Below are 18,474 nucleotides of genomic sequence, written 5' to 3' on the forward strand. Positions count from 1 at the left end.
TTTTTTCTATGAAAAAAGCCCATCTCACTGAGACAGACCGCGTAAAAAGTATAGTTCAATTAATTCAGCAATTTTTTCTTCTGAAAGCGGCTCATGCCGTTTTTCCCAATCATAGACGAGTGCAATGTACATTTTAAATAGTAAAAAAGCTGTGAGCTCCGGGTTGCACGGTTTGATTTCTTTTTTAGAAATCGCAATTTCGATTTTGTTTTTTATATAAGTCAAAATCTCTTCTTCTACTCGCACCAGCACTTCTTGCACTGCTGTAGTGCCTAACTGCTGTTCCTGTACCAGCTTCAGCATGAGCTGATGCTCAGTGCGGAACTCTAAGATTCGAAAAATGGCTGCTTGGGCATTTTCAAAAAAAGGACGGTTGCTGTCAATGACAGTTTCAGCTGCATCTGTCATTTCTCGAATCATTCGTGTCACAATTTCATCGAATAACTCTTCTTTGTTTTTAAAAAAAGTATAAATCGTTCCTTTTCCGACATTTGCAAGCTTCGCCACTTGCTCCATAGTCGTTGCTTTATATCCAAACAGCGCAAATGATTTTGACGCTGCATCAACAACTGATTGCTTTCGGTCTATCGCCACGTTATCCCCTTCTTTCTGACCAAATGAATATTTCAGTCAACAAGTACGGTTTTACTATAGCATAAGTTTCTTTTGCTTTTCAACCACAATCTCTTCTCTTAGTATAACCTTTCTCTACGGGTAGTAGACAAAAAAGCGGAGCATTGATTCACCGCTCCACTTCTACAGTTGCTGCACATATTTAACCGCTTTTTTAGCCACATCTTCTCCTTGCTCTACACATTCTGGTATACCCAGACCTTCGTATGAACTTCCCGCTACATAAAGACCGGCAAGCTCTTTTTCAAGCTGTTCGTTCATTGTATCTAGCATATCGTGATGTCCGACCGTATACTGAGGCATTGACTGCTTCCATCTCGTTACCGCGTAAAATTCAGGCTCAGCAGAAATGGTAATGAGCTTCTTCAAATCCTCCAGGACAATTTTAAAAATTTCATCGTCAGGCTGATCCACCACAGCTTCATCCCCGGTTCGTCCAACTAAACATCTTAGCAGCACTTTTCCTTCCGGAACCGCATGCGGCCACTTTTTATTTAGCCACGTGCATGCCGTAATCGTGTAATCGCTATTTCTGGAAACGGCGATGTTCATTGCATCTAGATTGTCTTGCAGCGCTTCTTGTGCAAAGGCTATCACAACAGTAGCTACTGAAGTGGAAGGCATATGCTTTAACGGTTCGAATATTTTATATTCCGAGAGCATAGACTGAGCAGCTGCATGAGGGGAAGTTACAATAACGCTGTCTGCTTTTATTACTTTCCCGCTATTTAAGGATAATTCATATGTGGTATCTTCTTTATAAATTTTCTCTACCTTTATTCCTTTTGTAATAATATCAGGATCTATTGCTTTTTCTACCCCATCTACTAGCGATTGAAGACCTTCTTTTAATGTTAAAAAGACGCTATTTTTTTTAAACTCCGAATCATCACCGTGCTGTGGGTGAATTTCTTTTAGCTTTTTCATTCCAACAATTAAGCTTCTGTACTTATGTTCAGCATGCAAAAACTGTGGAAATGTTGATCTTAAACTCAAACGATCAACGTCTCCTGCGTAAATTCCTGATAATAGAGGCTCAATTAAATTTTCAACAACTTCATCACCAAACCGTCTTCTAAAAAATACGCCTAGCGAACGGTCATCCTGATTTTTTGTCTTCGGTATAAAAAAATCAGCTGCTGCGCGCAGCTTGCCAACAGGCGAAAATAGCCCTGTTGTGATAAAAGGAGATAACTTGGTTGGTATCCCCATTACAGCACCATCAGGCAGCGCATGCGGTGTATCTTTTACCAGAATATAGGATTTTCCCTTTTCATTTCCGACTAGCTCCCGACCTAGCCCCACTTCTTTTGCCAGTTTTGTAGCAGCTAGCTTACGCGCTAAAAATGAATCAGGACCTTTTTCAAATAAATAACCGTCTCGTTTGACCGTTTGAATTTTCCCGCCAAGCCGATGCGTCGCTTCTATTAGTTGAAGATCAATAGGCAGCTGATGATCCTTTATTTTTTTTTGCAAATAATAGGCAGCTGAAAGACCTGTTATTCCTCCACCGATGATGACAACCTTTTTTCGTCTATCCGTCACGTTATCATCGCCTTTTCTGTAAAATTCAATATAAAGAGAAGCGATTATGGAAACCCATAGCTCGCTTCTTACTTTTCTTTATATTGATTATAAGTTACTTTTCGTCCCTGTTCAACGTACAAAGAATCTATATTGACTTAACGAGCAATTCGTTTTAACACAACTGTAGCTAACCCATCGATAAATTCAGGCTGTGCATTCGGCATTTCAGGACGGTAATAATCAGCCCCAATTTCATCTGTTACCACTTTGCATTCGTAGTCGTTATCATAAAGTACTTCTAAGTGATCCGCGATAAATCCAACCGGGGTATAGACGAACGACGTATAGCCTTTTTCTTCATGCAGTTCTCTTGTTAAATCTTGGACATCAGGACCTATCCATGGCTCAGGCGTATTTCCAGCACTTTGCCAGCCAATTTCGTAATGTTCAATACCAGCTGCTTGTGCAATTAAATCCGCTGTTTCTTGAAGCTGATTTGGATATGGATCTCCTGCTGCAATAATTTTTTCTGGCAAGCTATGCGCAGACACAATCAATACGGCTTTTTGGCGTTTCTCTTCGTCTATTAAATCAAACGTTTGTTTAACACGTGTAGCCCAGTACTGAATGAACTTTGGCTCACTGTACCAGCTTTCTACGGAATGAATGATTGGTCCTCCTAATTTTTCAGCTGTTTCTTTGGCGCGTCCATTATAGGATTTTACGCTAAACGTTGAAAAGTGAGGTGCAAGCACAATGCTGACCGCTTCTTTAATTCCGTCTTTATGCATGGCTTCTACTGCATCTTCAACAAACGGTTCAATATGCTTTAAGCCAAGATACGCTTTAAATTCAATTTCATCCTGTACTTCATTCAAGCGCTTTTCTAGACTTTCCATTTGCTGCTGCGTAATTTTTGCAAGAGGTGAAATGCCCCCAATTGCTTCGTAGCGGTTTTGTAAATCTTCCAAGGCTTCCGGTGAAGGTTTACGTCCGCGGCGGATATGTGTATAGTAACGTTCAATATCTTCTTCTTTATATGGTGTTCCATATGCCATTACAAGTAATCCCATTACTTTTTTACTCATGTGTTCGACACCTCTTTGTTAGATTCAATACTTGTCTTCATTTTGCCATGAATAAAAAGAAAAATTCAAAGTTTAGCGCTCCAAATTATTTGACAATTTATTGTCTATTTGCAGAATATTCATGAATAAAGGTTGTTAAACGCTTCAACGTTTCCGGCTGAACCTGTGGAAAGACGCCGTGCCCCAAGTTGAAGATGTAACCAGGACTGGCCATCCCTTTATCTAATATTTCTGTTACACGTTCTTCAATAACTTCCCATGGAGCTAACAAAATAGCAGGATCTAAGTTTCCTTGCAGTGTTTTTGTTAAGCCTAGTGCGCGTGCTTCATCCAGCTGTGTTCGCCAATCTAATCCCACTACATCCAGCGGCAGATCATGCCATTCTTTTGCCAAATGACTTGCTCCTACTCCAAACATAATGAGAGGTACATTTTTTTCGCGCAAAGAGGTAAAAATCCGCTCCATAACAGGCTTTATAAAATAACGATAATCCGCTACATTTAAAGCCCCCACCCATGAATCAAAGATTTGAATGGCTTTTGCTCCAGCGTCAATTTGCGCTTTTACATATGTAATCGTCATATCTGCTAACTTATCCATTAGCGCAAACCATGCTTTAGGTTCCGTGTACATAAATGCTTTTGTTTTATTATAGTTTTTTGAAGGTCCTCCTTCAATCATATAGCTTGCTACTGTGAAAGGAGCACCGGCAAAACCAATTAGAGGTACGTTTAACTGTTCTGTTGTTAACAGCTTAATCGTATCTAATACATACGGAACATCTTCTTCCGGGGTAATTTCTCCTAGCTTTTCTACATCGCTTAAAGATTGAATTGGATTAGAAATGACAGGACCAATTCCTGACTTGATTTCAACATCCACTCCAATTGAAGGAAGCGGTGACATTATATCTTTATATAAAATAGCTGCATCCACTCCGTACTGTTCAACGGGCAGGCGTGTTACGTATGCCCCAAGCTCCGGTTGATGAGTGATTTCAAATAGAGAGTACTTCTCTTTTAGCTTTCGGTATTCCGGCTGTGAACGCCCTGCTTGGCGCATATACCAAACCGGAACATGATCCGTTTTTTCCCCTCTACAGGCTTTTAAAAAAGTATCGTTAAACGTTCCTTGACTCATAATTTCCACCTTTCTCGATTGTCTTCCATCCGTATTTTCTTCGATTAGACAGACAATAATCAGCAAAGGAACATACCGGTTCCTCTACTGATTAAAGTTTCACGTTATATTCTCTACTTGTCACTATACCCATTTCTTTACGACTTGTATAGCCACCTGCTAAAAATGTCAAAAAATCGCCCTACTCTTCCTTTTTTTATTGAAAAAGAGCAGGTGTTACTTCGTTGGATTTTTTTCCTTTTTGTTGTGTTTGGGAATTGTAAGGAACTACATAATAAGTAGGACTGTCGAGCAGATTCACACGCTCTTTTTCAAATGCTCCTTTTCCCTTCACTTTGCCAATCAATTCGGCTTTATCCCCTTTTTTCTCATAAACATAATAAACAGCTCTTTTATCAGGTGAAGGTGTCCACGATAAACTTACCGTTAGCAAACCAAATGGATGGAATGTTAATTCTTGTTTTAAATCTTTAACTTGCTCTAAACGTATTGGTTTTGGCAGATCTTTAACGCCTGCTGGCTTTTGAAATGCAGCTTCGTCGTAACCAGCTCTTGTTAGAATGTCTTTAAATAATAGAGTTGGATAAGAACTTCCTTTTGTTAAATAGTGCTGGTCATTTGTAGAATCATATCCCATCCACACGCTTCCTACAACATCTGGGGTATATCCAACAAACCAAGCATCTCTTGTGGCTCCTTTAACATTCGTATACGAAGTAGACCCTGTTTTCCCTGCTAACTCTCCTTTAAACTCTCCATTTTTTGCCGTTCCTTCTTTAACAACTCCTTGAAGCATTTTTGTCATATACCAAGCCGTCTGTTTTGAAAATGCTTTGTGAGTGTCGGGAACAGCTTTTGCAATCACTTTTCCATCTTGATCTTTTATCTCTTGAATAAAGTACGGTTGGATGTTTTCTCCATTTTCAGCAAATGCTCGGTACGCTCCTGCTAATTGAAGCGGTGTAATTCCTTCCTTTAATCCTCCAAGAGCAATCGCAAGCCCTTTATCTTCTAACGGAATTCCTAGCTTTGTGAGATACTGCTTGCTTGTTTCAACTCCTAGCTGATTCAATGTCCAGACGGCAGCTGCGTTTTTAGAATCTTTTAAGGCATCGTACATCGTTACCTTTTTAGCATATTGGCCGTCTACGTTTTTAGGTGTGTATCCCCCGTAGCTTCTAAGCTTGTCTTGCAGCAACGAATAAGGCTTGAATTGACCTTCTTCTAATGCAGGGCCATATACCGCAATAGGTTTCATCGTAGAACCTGGCTGTCTTTTGACATTTACGCGGTTGAGCGATTTTTGTACATAATCTCGTCCTCCCATAACAGATAAAACTCCTCCGCTTTTGTTATCGACTAATACAAAAGCACCTTGGGCACTGTTATCTGTACCTGGAAAATAACGATTTTCTTTCATCAGCTCGTAGGCGGCTTCTTGTACTTTTATATTCATCGGTACTTTGACCGTATAACCTCCGCGCAGAAGCTCATTGCCCGAAATGCTGTATTTCTTCTCTGCTTCTTGGATAACCATATCGATATAGGTTAAATACACTGGATTTTTAGCCTGCTCCTTTATGTTCAACCCCAGCGTTCTTCCTTGCAAACGGACATTTTTTTCAGCTGATAAATAACCTGCTTTTTGCATGGCATTTAACACAACATTTCTACGTTCTATACTTTTTTCTGGATGTAAAATAGGAGAATAGGAATTCGGTGCTTTTGGCAGTGCAGCGAGAAATGCACCTTCTTCTACCGTTAATTCGGAGACATCTTTATTGAAGTAAAGCTTGGATGCAGCTTGGATTCCATAGGCTCCGTGTCCAAAGTATATTTGATTCAAATACATTTCAAGCAGTTTTTGCTTACTGTAACGCTGCTCCAGGTTAATAGCCACCACTACTTCTTTTGTTTTTCTAAGCAGCGTTTTATCATTCGATAAAAACACATTTTTAGCCAGCTGCTGTGTTAAAGTACTTCCTCCTTCAACACTTCCTCCAGCCAATATATCTCGGTATAATGCTCGGCCAATAGATTTAAAATCGATTCCGTGGTGTTCATAAAAACGAACATCTTCAATTGAAATAAATGCTTGTTGCACATGCTTTGGAATCTTGTCAATTGAAACCAAGTCCCGATTTTTCACATAGAGCTTTGTTAATTCGTCTCCATTTTCATCGACTAGTCTCGTAGCCGAGTCCATGACGATTTTTTTCTCATCAATTACATAGTTTCCAAGAAACAAGATGATAGTATATCCAATCAATCCTAATAGAAAAATTCCAACTAAGGCAGCAATTGCGTATAAGCCTTTTTTGTACATCGTGCCACCCCTTTTCTTCCGCTAAACTTTTGATAATATGGAAAACAACTTCATCAATGTTTTACTTTACCATCTTCATTAGAAGTTCACAATTTTTGAATTTTCGTGTGTAAAATTTTATAATTTTAGTATGATTTACAATTGTAAATTGTATGCAATTCCCAATTAGAAAGGAAGTATAACCCATGAAGATCTTTATTACTTACGGAACAGGCCCTTACCTTCAAAAGTTGATCGACGAACATCCGAGTGAACGTTTATTACTGCTTCACAAAGATGACGATCAATTTGCACTAGTCCACGAAACAGATGGAGATACAATTTTTAAAGAAGGACATGCTTATGAACTATTAGATGCTTCTGGAGATCTTGCAGATAGCGGATTTGCTGTACTAAATAATATTTCAGTTACAGATGAAGGCCGTCCTTTGTTTGAACAGCGATTTAGCCAACGCGCTCGTTTAATTGAAAATGAAGCAGGCTTTTCAGCTATTCGTGTGCTTCGTCCACTGCAAAATGACACATACATTATCTTTACAGGATGGAAAGATGAAAGTTCATTTAGCGATTGGCAGTCTTCAAAAGCCTATAATGAAGCACACAAAAAACGCGGTACGTCAGAAGGCGTGGATCAGCAGCCATCGATTTTCTCTCGCCCTTCTTATGTGACCTCATACCACGTAGTTAAATAAGTAAACATCCTCCTAGTAGGCGAGTATCACAATAGGCATAAACGTCATATTGTATACTACATCACCTATTGGGAGGAATTTTTATGGGCATAGAGCTTGGAGCTCTTCATTGGATGTATGTCCTTTTTATCGCCTTCATTATCGGCTTTATGATTATGCGGCGAGATACGAGTATCCTTTGTATACTCGGGATTTTTTTGCTTTCCTTAACGGCTACCTCTTCGTTAAGCCACTCCGTCAGCGCTGTTTTTTCCAGCTTCATTTATGCCATTACAGAACTGCTTCCTACCATTTTAATTATTTCAATTATTGTATCCATGAGTAAAGTCTTAATGGCTACAGGAATAAATGAATCGATGATTTCACCTTTTGCTCGCCTCATTAAAACACCCACTCTTGCCTATTGGGTTATTGGATTAGTTATGATGACCATCTCCTATTTTTTCTGGCCTTCTCCAGCAGTTGCTTTACTTGGAGCCGTGCTTTTACCAGTTGCCATCCGCGTAGGGCTTCCAGCTATAGGCGTAGCTGTAGCGATGAATTTATTCGGCCACGGCGTTGCGCTTTCAGGAGACTTTGTTATTCAAGCTGCCCCTAAGATAACCGCTGACGCAGCAGGTCTTCCGGTTCACGAGGTTGTTCAAGCAAGTGTCCCTCTTGTCATTGTGATGGGAGTCGTTACCACACTCTCTGCTTTTTACTTTCTAAAACAAGATATGAAGCACAATAAAATTCAGTCGCAACCGACAATTTTAACAAGCAACTCTTCTAACCAATCCACACCTCTTTCTCCTTCATTACGCCGGGCTTTAGCCATTATAGTTCCTCTTTTCTTTGCTATAGACGTATGGGCAATGTTCGCCCTTCATTTACAGGGAGGAGATGCCACTGCTCTCGTTGGAGGTACAGCTCTATTTATTTTAGTAGTGGTGTCGCTTATTGCTCACAAAGGAAAAGGTCTCGAACAAACCACTTCCTACTTGATTGAAGGCTTGCAGTTTGGGTTTAAAGTATTCGGTCCCGTTATTCCAATTGCCGCTTTTTTCTATTTAGGAGATGCTGGATTCAAAACAATCATTGGTGACTTTCTTCCGAAAGGATCACATGGACTTGTCAATGACCTAGGTGTTGCGCTTGCTTCGACTGTACCGTTAACTGCACAGGTCGCTACTGTGACGATAACTGCGCTAGGAGCTATTACAGGGTTAGACGGTTCAGGCTTTTCAGGTATTTCACTCGTAGGCTCTGTCTCTCATTTATTTGCATCTGCTTTAGGATCGGGCGCTGCCACGCTAACTGCTTTGGGGCAAATTGCTGCGATTTGGGTTGGAGGGGGAACGTTGATTCCATGGGCGCTCATTCCAGCTGCTGCGATTTGTGGAGTCAGTCCGTTTGAACTCGCTAGACGCAATTTAAAACCTGTAGCGATTGGATTAGTTGTTACAACGATTGTCGCAATGTTCCTAGTTTAAACAAAAGCCCCCTTCTTTTGATGAAGGGGGTCATATGTATATATTTGTTACATACCTTTTGGAAACTCTTTTTCCGCTGACGGCCTTACATACGCATAAACAAGCGTATAGAAGAAAATGCCTACAATTAGCCACATAAGCCCTAAGCTGTAGCCAGCTAATACATCTGTTAAAAAGTGTTCTCTTAACAGAATACGGCTCACGCCGATTAACAAAACAATTAAAGTAATTGCCCGCTGATACCACTTGGCCACCTTTTGATTGTTTATATGCTTGATCAGAAAAAAGAAAATCAGACCGTAGATAAGAATTCCCATCATTGCATGGCCGCTTGGAAAACTGTAGCCTTCGATGCCTTCAAGAGGACGGGCTCGTTCTACCGCATCTTTAACTGCTTTATTAATAATATCGCCGCTTAAAATAAGTAAAAATGAGGATATCATGCCAATATAGTCTTTTTTTAAAAATAAAAAAACAATAAGTACAGCTAAAAGAACCATAATCATCACTTTTGAAGCTAAAAAAGACAGGCCGTGAAAAACAGATGACGCTGACTGAAGAATAGTGCTGTCATCTATAGCTGAAACAAGCCAGCGGTCTCCTTGAAAAGAATCTGTCGACACAGCAAACAACACTCCTAAAAAAACGAGACCCGCAATCCCAAACGCCCACATCAATTTTTTGTACAGAGATACAGTTTGTGAATCTACCATATCGTTACCTCCTATTATCTCACGAGAAAATTGGTAAAAAACTCATTCTTTGTCCCTATTTCTCATCTTATGTATCTATTATGTATATAAAATATTTCATGATTCAATTACTTTTTTCAATAACAACGCTTACATTCTTTTCTTTTTTATAGATAATGATATAATGATTAAAATGTCAAAAAATTCAAAACTTTATTCAACTTACACAGAAAGGATATGGTTATGTGAACTCCAAGCTACATACTTTACTTGAAGAAAAATTTGATGAAATGGTTCAAATTCGCCGATATCTGCATCAGTATCCAGAACCGTCTTTTAAAGAATTTCAAACTGCTGCCTACATTCGGTCTTTTTATGACAAGATCGGTATTTCTTACCGAGCAAATGTAGGAGGAAACGGCATTGTAGCAAGCATTCAAGGAGGAAAACCTGGTCCTACTGTAGCTTTGAGAGCCGACTTTGATGCCCTTCCTATTCAAGATGAAAAAGATGTACCCTATCAATCAACTGTTCCGGGCGTGATGCATGCATGTGGCCACGATGGTCATACGGCTACTCTTTTAGTCCTTGCTAAAGCGCTTTTTGAAATAAGAGATTCTCTCCCTGGTAAAATCGTCTTCATTCATCAGCACGCTGAAGAGTATGCTCCCGGAGGCGCCAAGTCCATGATTGAAGACGGATGCTTAGACGGTGTAGACGCGATATTCGGAACGCATTTATGGTCATTAACTCCCACTGGTGTGGTTCAATATCGAACGGGCCCTATTATGGCTGCTGCTGATCGCTTTGAAATTACGATCAAAGGAGCAGGAGGACACGGTGCACAGCCCCACAAAACAAAAGACTCAATCGTCATCGCCTCTCAGCTTGTTGTTAATTTACAGCAAATTGTAAGCAGACGTGTAAATCCAATTGATTCAGCGGTTGTAAGCATAGGTTCTTTTGTAGCGGAAAATGCATTTAATATTATCGCTGATTCTGCTCGACTAATTGGAACGGTAAGAACATTTAATGAAGATGTACGAAATGATGTCGAAAAAGAAATCGAACGAATTGTCCAAGGTACATGCTTAACAGCTGATGCTTCTTATGAGCTGAGTTATACGCGCGGCTATCCTTCCGTCGTAAACCACCCGGAAGAAACGGCCTTTCTTGCTTCTGCTGCTTCTCAAATCGATGAAGTTCATACAGTCGAAGAAACGGAGCCTCACATGACTGGAGAAGATTTCTCTTATTATTTGCAGCATATTAAAGGAACGTTCTTCTTTACAGGAGCTCAGCCAGAAGGTGTAGATGCTCCTTATCCTCATCATCATCCTAAATTTGATTTTAACGAAAAAGCAATGCTTATCGCAGCGAAAACGCTTGGTACGGCTGCTGTTGAGTATTTAAGAGAACAAGCTCATTCTAAAAACGCAATAAAAGCGAATTAATCATTCAGCAAGCATTCGTACAGATAAACAGACGATTGCTTGCTGTTTTATTTTAGGAAACTTTTTCTCACTTAAAACGTAGTATTTATATCGACTGAAAAGAGGTGACTTTTTTGAATACGTATGAAGAAAAAGTGTTACGAGAAGCTGAACATTGGAAATTTAGCATGTTGAAACGACCTTCTAAATTTCAGCGTACCGCAAAATCCTTACAGCTTAAACTAAATGAAAAAATCCCTGCTAAAGTCCATAGAATTATAACTGAAAGTATAAAAAAAATGGTTGAAACCACGCTTATTGGGTCCGATTTCACGACTAAAAAAAGAGATGTCAGCGGTCTTTCGTTTGAAGAAAAAGAGAAAAGAATTTTGGAGCTCATACCTAAGTACAAAAAAACAGCTGCTGTAGAAGGAGCTGGTACTGGTGCAGGTGGTCTCCTTTTAGGCGCAGCAGATTTCCCACTTCTTCTTTCCATAAAAATGAAGTGCTTATTTGACATTGCCGCGACGTATGGTTTTGATGTAAAAGAAAAAGAAGAACGCATTTATATGCTATATATTTTTCATCTTGCCTTTTGCAGCGACGACCATAGAACGAAGCTGCTCGAAGTAGTAGAAAGCTGGGAGGAAAAGAAAGAGGAACTTCTTGAGCTTGATTGGAAAGCTTTTCAACAAGAATATCGCGATTACATTGATGTTGTGAAAATGTTTCAGCTGATGCCGGGAATTGGAGCTGTTGTAGGTGCGTATGCGAATTATCAGCTTCTTGATCATCTCACAAAAGTAGCGATGAACGTCTATCGCTTTCGGATATTATCTTCGTCTCAAAAGTAGTCTAAAAACGTAAAAAAAGCTCCATTCGGAGCTTTTTTTACGTTAATTTTTTATTTACATATGCATTTACAAATAAGTGAATAAATATAGCACCTGCTGCCAAGGAAAGCAGTGCAGCAACTATATTAGAAAAAGCCACCACTATGGCGAGCACAAGAATTTGTACATACAGCGCTTTTTTCCATACGTCCAAAAATGCCCTTTTTCGTTCTTTAGCTTCGACTGGATAAAGAGAAAGCCATAAAATTTGCTTGTGCTGCTTCCAAAGCGGGAGTAATTGAAAACCCGTCATGTATACAACAAATAAAACAACCACTATATTGCCGTATTGAAACGGCGCAGCTACAATTAAAAATCCGCCAATGACAGTTAAGCGAACGAGCAAACTTAAATAATCTCCTGATCGCAAAAATGTTCTGGTGTACAAGTAATGGTAAGTGGCATTTTGACGAAATGGAATACGTGTTACTAGCCAATCTAAATATCTACGGCGTTTGATTCGTTCTTTGACTTGTGGAACATCCGTAAATAAATTAGCTAATCGATAAAAATAGCCCATGCGCTTTTCTTCTAAGTCAATTAGCTTTTCCCATTTAATCGGCTTCCTTTTTGTAAGAGAGCGATAATAAACGGCTAGCGCAATCATAATTACCGCTACAATTCCTGTGAAAAATACGTATGCATGCGAAAATAAGAAATAAGTAAAAACTGCGTTTAAGAAAAATCTGACGATATAATCTGTCCACTTCGCCCACTTTTCTTCAAACCATACGGCCCACCAAGACATGCCTAAGTTTACAACTTTCAGAATGAGTAATAGCAGAAAAAACACAAAAATATTTGAGTAAGAATCATGCATTACTTTTACGTGAAGAGGCGCTGCTGCACCCGTTGCAAATAATAAAATATAAAGCTGAATCGTAAAGGTAAACCAAAAAGATTTTTTGAAATAAGGCTGCAGCTTCGTCTCCAAAGGAAGCAAAAAGACTAAATCAGGTCGTTTTAAAAACGTTTGAATTTGGCCCATTGTTAAAATCAATCCCATAAGGATCGCAATCACTACAGCCGAAGGAAACGCAGGTGTTAATGTACTCAACCACTGTTGATAATAGTAGGCTAAACCGCCAATCGCAAAAATTAACACTAATTTAATGTGATCATTTAAGATATATTTTGTATATCTTCTTACATCCACTAAATACTGCTGAAATCGTTGCTTCCATAATGCGTCAATCTTACTCATAGCCTTCTTCCTTTGTTAATTCAATATAAATTTCATCAAGAGTAGCATTGCGCATCTGAAATTCTTCTTGAAGATCTTTAAGCGTTCCTTGCGCTCTTACTTCTCCGTTATGTAAAATAACAAATTTATCACAGTAGCGCTCCGCGGTCGCCAAAATGTGTGTGGACATTAAAATGCCTGCACCTTGCTTTTTCATATCCGTCATCAAATCAAGTAAAGATTGAATACCAAGCGGGTCTAAACCTAAAAAAGGTTCATCAATAATATAAAGAGACGGCTGAACCAAAAAAGCGCACATAATCATAACCTTCTGCTTCATCCCTTTTGAAAAATGCGCGGGAAACCATTTTAACTTCCGGTCTAAACGAAATTCTTTTAAAAGCGGCTGCAGACGTGCTTCATATGCTTGAGGCTCAAGTCCATAAGCCATAGCTGTCATATCCAAATGTTCTTTTAATGTTAATTCATCGTAGAGCACAGGAGTTTCTGGAATAAACGTAAACTGACTTCGATAGCCTGTTGGGTCTTGTTGAAAGGTTTTATTATTAATGGATACACTTCCTTTTTTTGCTTCCATTAATCCAATGATATGTTTAATCGTTGTACTTTTTCCGGCTCCGTTTAAGCCGATTAACCCAACTAATTCACCTGCATTTACATCAAACGATACATCTTTTAAGACGGGAGTTTTCGTATATCCCCCTGTAATATTGTTAATTTGCAATAAAGAACCCATCACGATCTCCTTTTATTTGTTCTTTTTTGTCTACAAGCGCAAGCGCTATTTGCTCTATTGTACCAAATCTTTTTCGTCCTCACATCGTTTTCAATTCTTTTCGGTTAATTTTTCCAGAATATAATCGAAATATCGGGACATTCTATATAGGGAAGAAGGAAAACAAGTTATTGATTACAACTAATCATTACAAAGCTTCTTACATTTGGGATGAGGTGTCTACAGCAGGCATATTTCAGAAAACCTTATTGTAAATCGATGTATGTTTGATTCATAAGGGGATGGTAGTCATGAACGTAGTAAGAATATATATAATGGGTAGACAATAATGTTCATTTATTACTGTGTAAATGAGGTGTTTGTCAAAGACCAAGAACGATTTCGTTCACATTGTATATTTTTTTAGCTCAATGCTTAAATGAGGTGTTTGTTAAAGAGAATATACTTTTTCAAGTTACTGTTTCATTAGGCAATGTAATTACGTAAATGAGGTGTTCCTTAAAGATCATATGCTGCATTAAAAGCTATTTTTTCCTTCTTCACATGACGGGATGCATAATCGTTTGCATCCCGTTTTTGTGTATAAAATATGAGTGGCTATTTCTTGCCTGCTGATTGCATTTCTACTTTGTGGTAAAATAAACGTACATGTATACCCATACATTTATATTAGTAACGGAAGGTGAACATAATGAGCACACATGATGAAAACTGTATTTTTTGCAAAATTATTCGCGGTGAAATTCCAGGTGCAAAAGTATTTGAAAACGAACATGTATTAGCTTTTTTAGACATTAGTCAAGTAACAAAAGGTCATACGCTGGTGATTCCAAAAGTACATAAAAAAGACATTCACGAACTAACACCGGAAATTGCGCGCAATTTATTTGAAGTGGTTCCTCAAATCGCAAATGCAATTAAAGAAACATACAGCCCAATCGGCTTAAACATCTTAAATAATAATGGTGAAAAAGCTGGTCAATCCGTGTTTCATTATCATATGCACATTATTCCACGCTACGGGGAAGGCGATGGATTCGGTGCTGTATGGAAAGAGCATACAAGCGAATACACGCCTGAAAAACTTCAAGAAATCGCTGGCAATATTTCTTCTCGCCTTTCTTGAAACAAAAAAAGCTTACACATGTAAGCTTTTTTTGTTTTATCTATTAATCAGTTTATGATGTAAAACTCAATACGTCTCTCGCTCATTATGAACCATTTTCTTCCTTAACTTCTAAATTCATACGCTCTTCAATCAATTTTGTTAATGCTCTTGATCCTTCAGGTACCAAGTGGACACCATCTGATGTAAAGTATTCAGGGTGCTTAGAAGCCTCAGAGTACCAATCTACAAGCGTGACGTGATCAAACTTTTCAGAAGCAGCTTTCAAGTTCTTGTTCACGGTGCTTTCCCAGGAACGAGGAACGCGCGTATTCACTAAGTAAACGTCCGCTTGTGAAAAAGCTTTTAACAGTTGTTCAAGTTCTTCATTGGTAAAATAACCGTTCGTTCCTAACTCAATAATCACTGCGCTGTTCGGATTATTAAATGCTTGATAACTAGGAGTTAGCTGCAGTGCTTCATTGAGCTGCCTTCCTACTTTTCCGTCAATCGTAATACTAAGCGGCATCTCTTTAAGATTAGGAGCAATATCCAGCATGACCGAATCTCCAATCGCAAGAACATCTCTGTAAGAATTCGGCTGCTGTTCTTCTTTTGCATCAGATTTTTCTTCTGCGGAGTTCTTTTCCGCGTTCTTTGTTTTTTCATCCTCCGCTTTGTTCTTGTCTTTGACAGAAGTTGAAGCATTTTCTTTATGATTCGTTTGAATTTTAACCTCTGTTTGTTTTGCTTCGGTCTCATCCTTTTGCTGCGTACTAATAGCAAAGCTTGTCATATCCGCTGTAAACAACGCCAAAAAGAAAATGAGACTGCCCAAAACCGCTTGTCTCGAACGAGAGAGATTACGCCATTTAAAAAGCTCTCTCGGATGGTAGTGCCGGAAATAATAGCGAAAACCGCGTGTGCGAATAGGCACCTCGATGTAACGGTACGAAAGTTCAGCAATGATAAATGTAATTCCTACTTGTAACAGCGCATGCCAATAGACCGGGCGGCCAATCTCGGCTACAGGTGTTGTAAGAACAATAACCGGATAATGCCACAAATAGATACCGTATGATCTAGTACCAAGCCAGCGAAGCGGTTTAAACGACAAAGCTTTTCCTAAAAAGCTACTAGGGTGACTAATCGTTGCAACCAGCACAGCAGCGTTTAAACAAATCAGCAGCATGCCACCTTGATAAAGAAAAGATGCATGCGTATACTCATCAACGCTCCATACGCAGAGAATAAATACAAAGAAGCTTACCATACTTACTGCGTTTAATACTTGCTTGCCCACAGCTGGAAGATTTTTTGATGATAAACGATACATCGGCCAGACAAATGCAAGTAAACAACCGATTAAAAGGGCAAACAGCCGAGTATCGGTTCCATAATAAATGCGGCTAGGATCTCCTCCTGGCTCATATAAAAAAGACATCAGAATGGCTGAGGCCATTACTCCAGCTAAAATAAATAGAGAAAGAATTCCTCTCTTTTTAATAAATTTCAAACCCAACAATAAAACAAGTGGCCATACAATATAAAACTGCTCTTCAATAGCAAGTGACCATAAGTTCTTTAATGGTGACGGTGATCCAAAACTATCAAAATATGAAACTTTATGAAAAATAAACCACCAGTTACTCATATAAAAAATAGACGATAATGCATCGCCTCGTAGCGTTGTTAACAATGGTCGGTTAAATAAAATAACCCACGCTGCAGTTAATACGACCATCACATACACAGCTGGAAGAAGTCTTCTCGTACGGCTAATCCAAAAATGCTTCAAATTCTTTAAAGGATTTTCCCAAGATTGCACCAGTAAAATTGAGGTAATTAAATACCCAGATAATACAAAGAAAACGTCAACTCCTAAAAATCCTCCAGACGCCCATCCAAAGCCTAAGTGATAAGCAATCACAGCCATGACAGCAAAGGCCCGAAGTCCGTCCAAACTATATATATACCTATTTTTCTTTTCTTTTGCACTCATAAAAATGCCTCCAAGCAATATGTACAACAAATTTCTTCCTTAATAAATATTAAGAATATTACGTAATTGTTACATTTTTGTTACAAAAATCATTATATACAATATTATTACTTTCTTCAATATATCACTTACTGAAAATCAAAGAATAAGTAAAAAGAAACAAATTCACTATCTATCTTATTCATAAATTACTAATTTAGTAGTAGTCATATCGATTCTATCTGCATGCCACTAAACCCTACACGTTTCTTTCACCTTACCCGTTTTAAAAATAGAAAAACTTCACACAAATGGTGAAGTTTCTAAGGTGTCTTTAGCATATCGACGTGTGGGAGTCCTTCATCTGAATAAATATCGGAAATAGGTCTAAAACCAAACGATTCATAAAATGTTTGAAGTCTGCTTTGAGCTTGAATTTTAATTGTCTTCTCGTGCAATTCATTCTCTAGAAAAGCAATTCCTCTTGCTACTAGTTCTCTTCCGAGACCTGTACCGCGCTGTGCTTGTTTTACAATAATACGTCCAAGAGAAGCTTCTTTATAGCTAATTCCTTTTGGTAAAACTCTAAGGTATGCGATAATTTTCTCATCTTCTTTTTTGAACAAATGATAAACAAATTTGTCTTTTCCATCTACTTCTAAGTAAGCACACTTCTGTTCCACAACAAAAATAGAGGTGCGAAGCTGTAGAATTTCATAAAGCTCATCATTTGTCAGCTCTTGAAATGATTTTATGCACCAACTCATGATCTGCTCACCTTTTCTTATTGTTCTTTTTCAATTAAATTCAGCGTACGTTCAAGCCAATTGATATAGCTTGTCTCCCGGTCTTGAGCGCGAGATAGCACCAAGTAATGACCAAATTGAGGAGAAGAAACGGTAATGTGGTGATTAACTTCTTCTAAAAGATCATCCATTCGTTTCTTTAAAAAAGTCAGCTTCATTTTCCTGCTTGATAATTGGTTATCTATTTGTTGCTTTAACTCTTCTATTGACATGGATGAAGCAAAATAAGCTTTTAACATAAATTCATCTTTAGTTGTTTCAGGAATAGGATCAATCGTAGTGAGCCACTTGCTTAGCTCCACTCTTCCTTCTTCCGTTATCGAATACATCTTTTTTTCTAATTTTTTGCCTTGAATCACCGTTTCATAGCGAATAAATCCCTCTTCTGTTAATCGCTTTAGCTCGGGATAAATCTGGCTGTGTTTAGCGCTCCAAAAATTACCAACCTCTTCTTTAAAAAGTCTGGTAATGTCATACCCGCTGAGCTCCTCCTGATTTAAGAGCCCTAATATTGCATATTTTAATACTCTCATTCTGTTCCTCCACATTATTTCTTCCATCAGTATAGCATATAAACATTTCATTTACATGTTTGCCAAAACATGTTTACGTATACTTTTTATTTATCTTTTTTCTATTATTTTCTCTTTACAGATTAATTTAAATTTTTGAAAAGTTACCTCCACAACCAATGGTTTTCATGATAGTATAATGATATTCTTTCTGACATCAGTCATTAGCCATT

General features: G+C 38.5%; 16 protein-coding genes. 5 read left to right on the forward strand and 11 right to left on the reverse strand.

Going from position 1 to position 18,474, the window contains the following annotated elements:
• Positions 1 to 24 precede the first annotated feature (24 nt).
• The 5 genes from ACH0CI_RS23750 to ACH0CI_RS23770 form a co-directional block, all read right to left on the reverse strand.
• Positions 25 to 594 carry a TetR/AcrR family transcriptional regulator gene (locus ACH0CI_RS23750; RefSeq protein ID WP_013081690.1) on the reverse strand — a complete coding sequence of 190 codons (570 nt, stop codon included), beginning with the start codon at positions 592 to 594 and terminating at the stop codon, positions 25 to 27.
• Between the two features lie 162 nt (positions 595 to 756).
• Positions 757 to 2,178 (reverse strand): protoporphyrinogen oxidase, encoded by a 1,422-nt coding sequence (gene hemY / locus ACH0CI_RS23755; RefSeq protein WP_013055331.1) that lies wholly within the window; start codon positions 2,176 to 2,178, stop codon positions 757 to 759.
• 137 nt (positions 2,179 to 2,315) lie between these two features.
• Complete coding sequence (gene hemH, locus ACH0CI_RS23760) at positions 2,316 to 3,248, reverse strand: ferrochelatase (protein WP_028412544.1); 933 nt, start codon at positions 3,246 to 3,248, stop codon at positions 2,316 to 2,318.
• 97 nt (positions 3,249 to 3,345) lie between these two features.
• Positions 3,346 to 4,389: a uroporphyrinogen decarboxylase gene (hemE, locus tag ACH0CI_RS23765; protein WP_013055329.1), complete on the reverse strand. Its 1,044-nt coding sequence runs from the start codon at positions 4,387 to 4,389 to the stop codon at positions 3,346 to 3,348.
• Positions 4,390 to 4,585: 196 nt separating this feature from the next.
• Positions 4,586 to 6,715 carry a transglycosylase domain-containing protein gene (locus tag ACH0CI_RS23770; protein ID WP_406902361.1) on the reverse strand — a complete coding sequence of 710 codons (2,130 nt, stop codon included), beginning with the start codon at positions 6,713 to 6,715 and terminating at the stop codon, positions 4,586 to 4,588.
• 185 nt (positions 6,716 to 6,900) lie between these two features.
• On the opposite strand from ACH0CI_RS23770, the gene ACH0CI_RS23775 reads away from it, so the two are divergent.
• Positions 6,901 to 7,407 carry an antibiotic biosynthesis monooxygenase family protein gene (locus tag ACH0CI_RS23775; protein ID WP_406902362.1) on the forward strand — a complete coding sequence of 169 codons (507 nt, stop codon included), beginning with the start codon at positions 6,901 to 6,903 and terminating at the stop codon, positions 7,405 to 7,407.
• 83 nt (positions 7,408 to 7,490) lie between these two features.
• Positions 7,491 to 8,879: a hypothetical protein gene (locus tag ACH0CI_RS23780; RefSeq protein WP_154990710.1), complete on the forward strand. Its 1,389-nt coding sequence runs from the start codon at positions 7,491 to 7,493 to the stop codon at positions 8,877 to 8,879.
• A 47-nt stretch (positions 8,880 to 8,926) separates the two neighbouring features.
• Here the strand turns inward: ACH0CI_RS23780 and ACH0CI_RS23785 are convergent, their stop codons facing one another.
• Positions 8,927 to 9,592 carry a phosphatase PAP2 family protein gene (locus ACH0CI_RS23785; protein WP_028412547.1) on the reverse strand — a complete coding sequence of 222 codons (666 nt, stop codon included), beginning with the start codon at positions 9,590 to 9,592 and terminating at the stop codon, positions 8,927 to 8,929.
• Between the two features lie 224 nt (positions 9,593 to 9,816).
• Here ACH0CI_RS23785 and ACH0CI_RS23790 point away from each other — a divergent pair, with 224 nt between their 5' ends.
• Together ACH0CI_RS23790 and ACH0CI_RS23795 are read left to right on the forward strand one after the other, a co-directional pair.
• The gene (locus ACH0CI_RS23790) at positions 9,817 to 11,025 is read left to right on the forward strand and encodes a M20 family metallopeptidase (RefSeq protein WP_028412548.1); all 1,209 of its coding nucleotides are present in this window, start codon (positions 9,817 to 9,819) and stop codon (positions 11,023 to 11,025) included.
• 113 nt (positions 11,026 to 11,138) lie between these two features.
• The gene (locus ACH0CI_RS23795) at positions 11,139 to 11,858 is read left to right on the forward strand and encodes an EcsC family protein (RefSeq protein WP_406902363.1); all 720 of its coding nucleotides are present in this window, start codon (positions 11,139 to 11,141) and stop codon (positions 11,856 to 11,858) included.
• 37 nt (positions 11,859 to 11,895) lie between these two features.
• Here the strand turns inward: ACH0CI_RS23795 and ACH0CI_RS23800 are convergent, their stop codons facing one another.
• Both ACH0CI_RS23800 and ACH0CI_RS23805 read right to left on the reverse strand, forming a co-directional pair.
• A complete protein-coding gene (locus tag ACH0CI_RS23800) occupies positions 11,896 to 13,101 on the reverse strand; it encodes an ABC transporter permease (protein WP_047751679.1) in 1,206 nt (401 codons plus the stop codon).
• The gene (locus ACH0CI_RS23805; protein ID WP_034267986.1) at positions 13,094 to 13,837 is read right to left on the reverse strand and encodes an ABC transporter ATP-binding protein; all 744 of its coding nucleotides are present in this window, start codon (positions 13,835 to 13,837) and stop codon (positions 13,094 to 13,096) included. The genes ACH0CI_RS23800 and ACH0CI_RS23805 overlap by 8 nt, the downstream gene beginning before the upstream one ends.
• Before the next feature lie 691 nt (positions 13,838 to 14,528).
• On the opposite strand from ACH0CI_RS23805, the gene ACH0CI_RS23810 reads away from it, so the two are divergent.
• Positions 14,529 to 14,963 carry an HIT family protein gene (locus tag ACH0CI_RS23810; protein WP_014461670.1) on the forward strand — a complete coding sequence of 145 codons (435 nt, stop codon included), beginning with the start codon at positions 14,529 to 14,531 and terminating at the stop codon, positions 14,961 to 14,963.
• 85 nt (positions 14,964 to 15,048) lie between these two features.
• Here the strand turns inward: ACH0CI_RS23810 and ACH0CI_RS23815 are convergent, their stop codons facing one another.
• The 3 genes from ACH0CI_RS23815 to ACH0CI_RS23825 all read right to left on the reverse strand — a co-directional run bounded on the left by ACH0CI_RS23815 (position 15,049) and on the right by ACH0CI_RS23825 (position 18,262).
• Complete coding sequence (locus tag ACH0CI_RS23815; RefSeq protein WP_154974290.1) at positions 15,049 to 16,944, reverse strand: acyltransferase family protein; 1,896 nt, start codon at positions 16,942 to 16,944, stop codon at positions 15,049 to 15,051.
• A gap of 302 nt (positions 16,945 to 17,246) precedes the next feature.
• Complete coding sequence (locus ACH0CI_RS23820; protein ID WP_406902364.1) at positions 17,247 to 17,690, reverse strand: GNAT family N-acetyltransferase; 444 nt, start codon at positions 17,688 to 17,690, stop codon at positions 17,247 to 17,249.
• 17 nt (positions 17,691 to 17,707) lie between these two features.
• Positions 17,708 to 18,262, reverse strand: a complete 555-nt coding sequence (locus ACH0CI_RS23825; RefSeq protein WP_028412553.1) for a PadR family transcriptional regulator — start codon at positions 18,260 to 18,262, stop codon at positions 17,708 to 17,710.
• Between the last annotated feature and the right edge of the window lie 212 nt (positions 18,263 to 18,474).

The sequence above is a fragment of the Priestia sp. 179-F W1.4 NHS genome, from assembly GCF_045369295.1.
Classification (GTDB): domain Bacteria; phylum Bacillota; class Bacilli; order Bacillales; family Bacillaceae_H; genus Priestia; species Priestia zanthoxyli.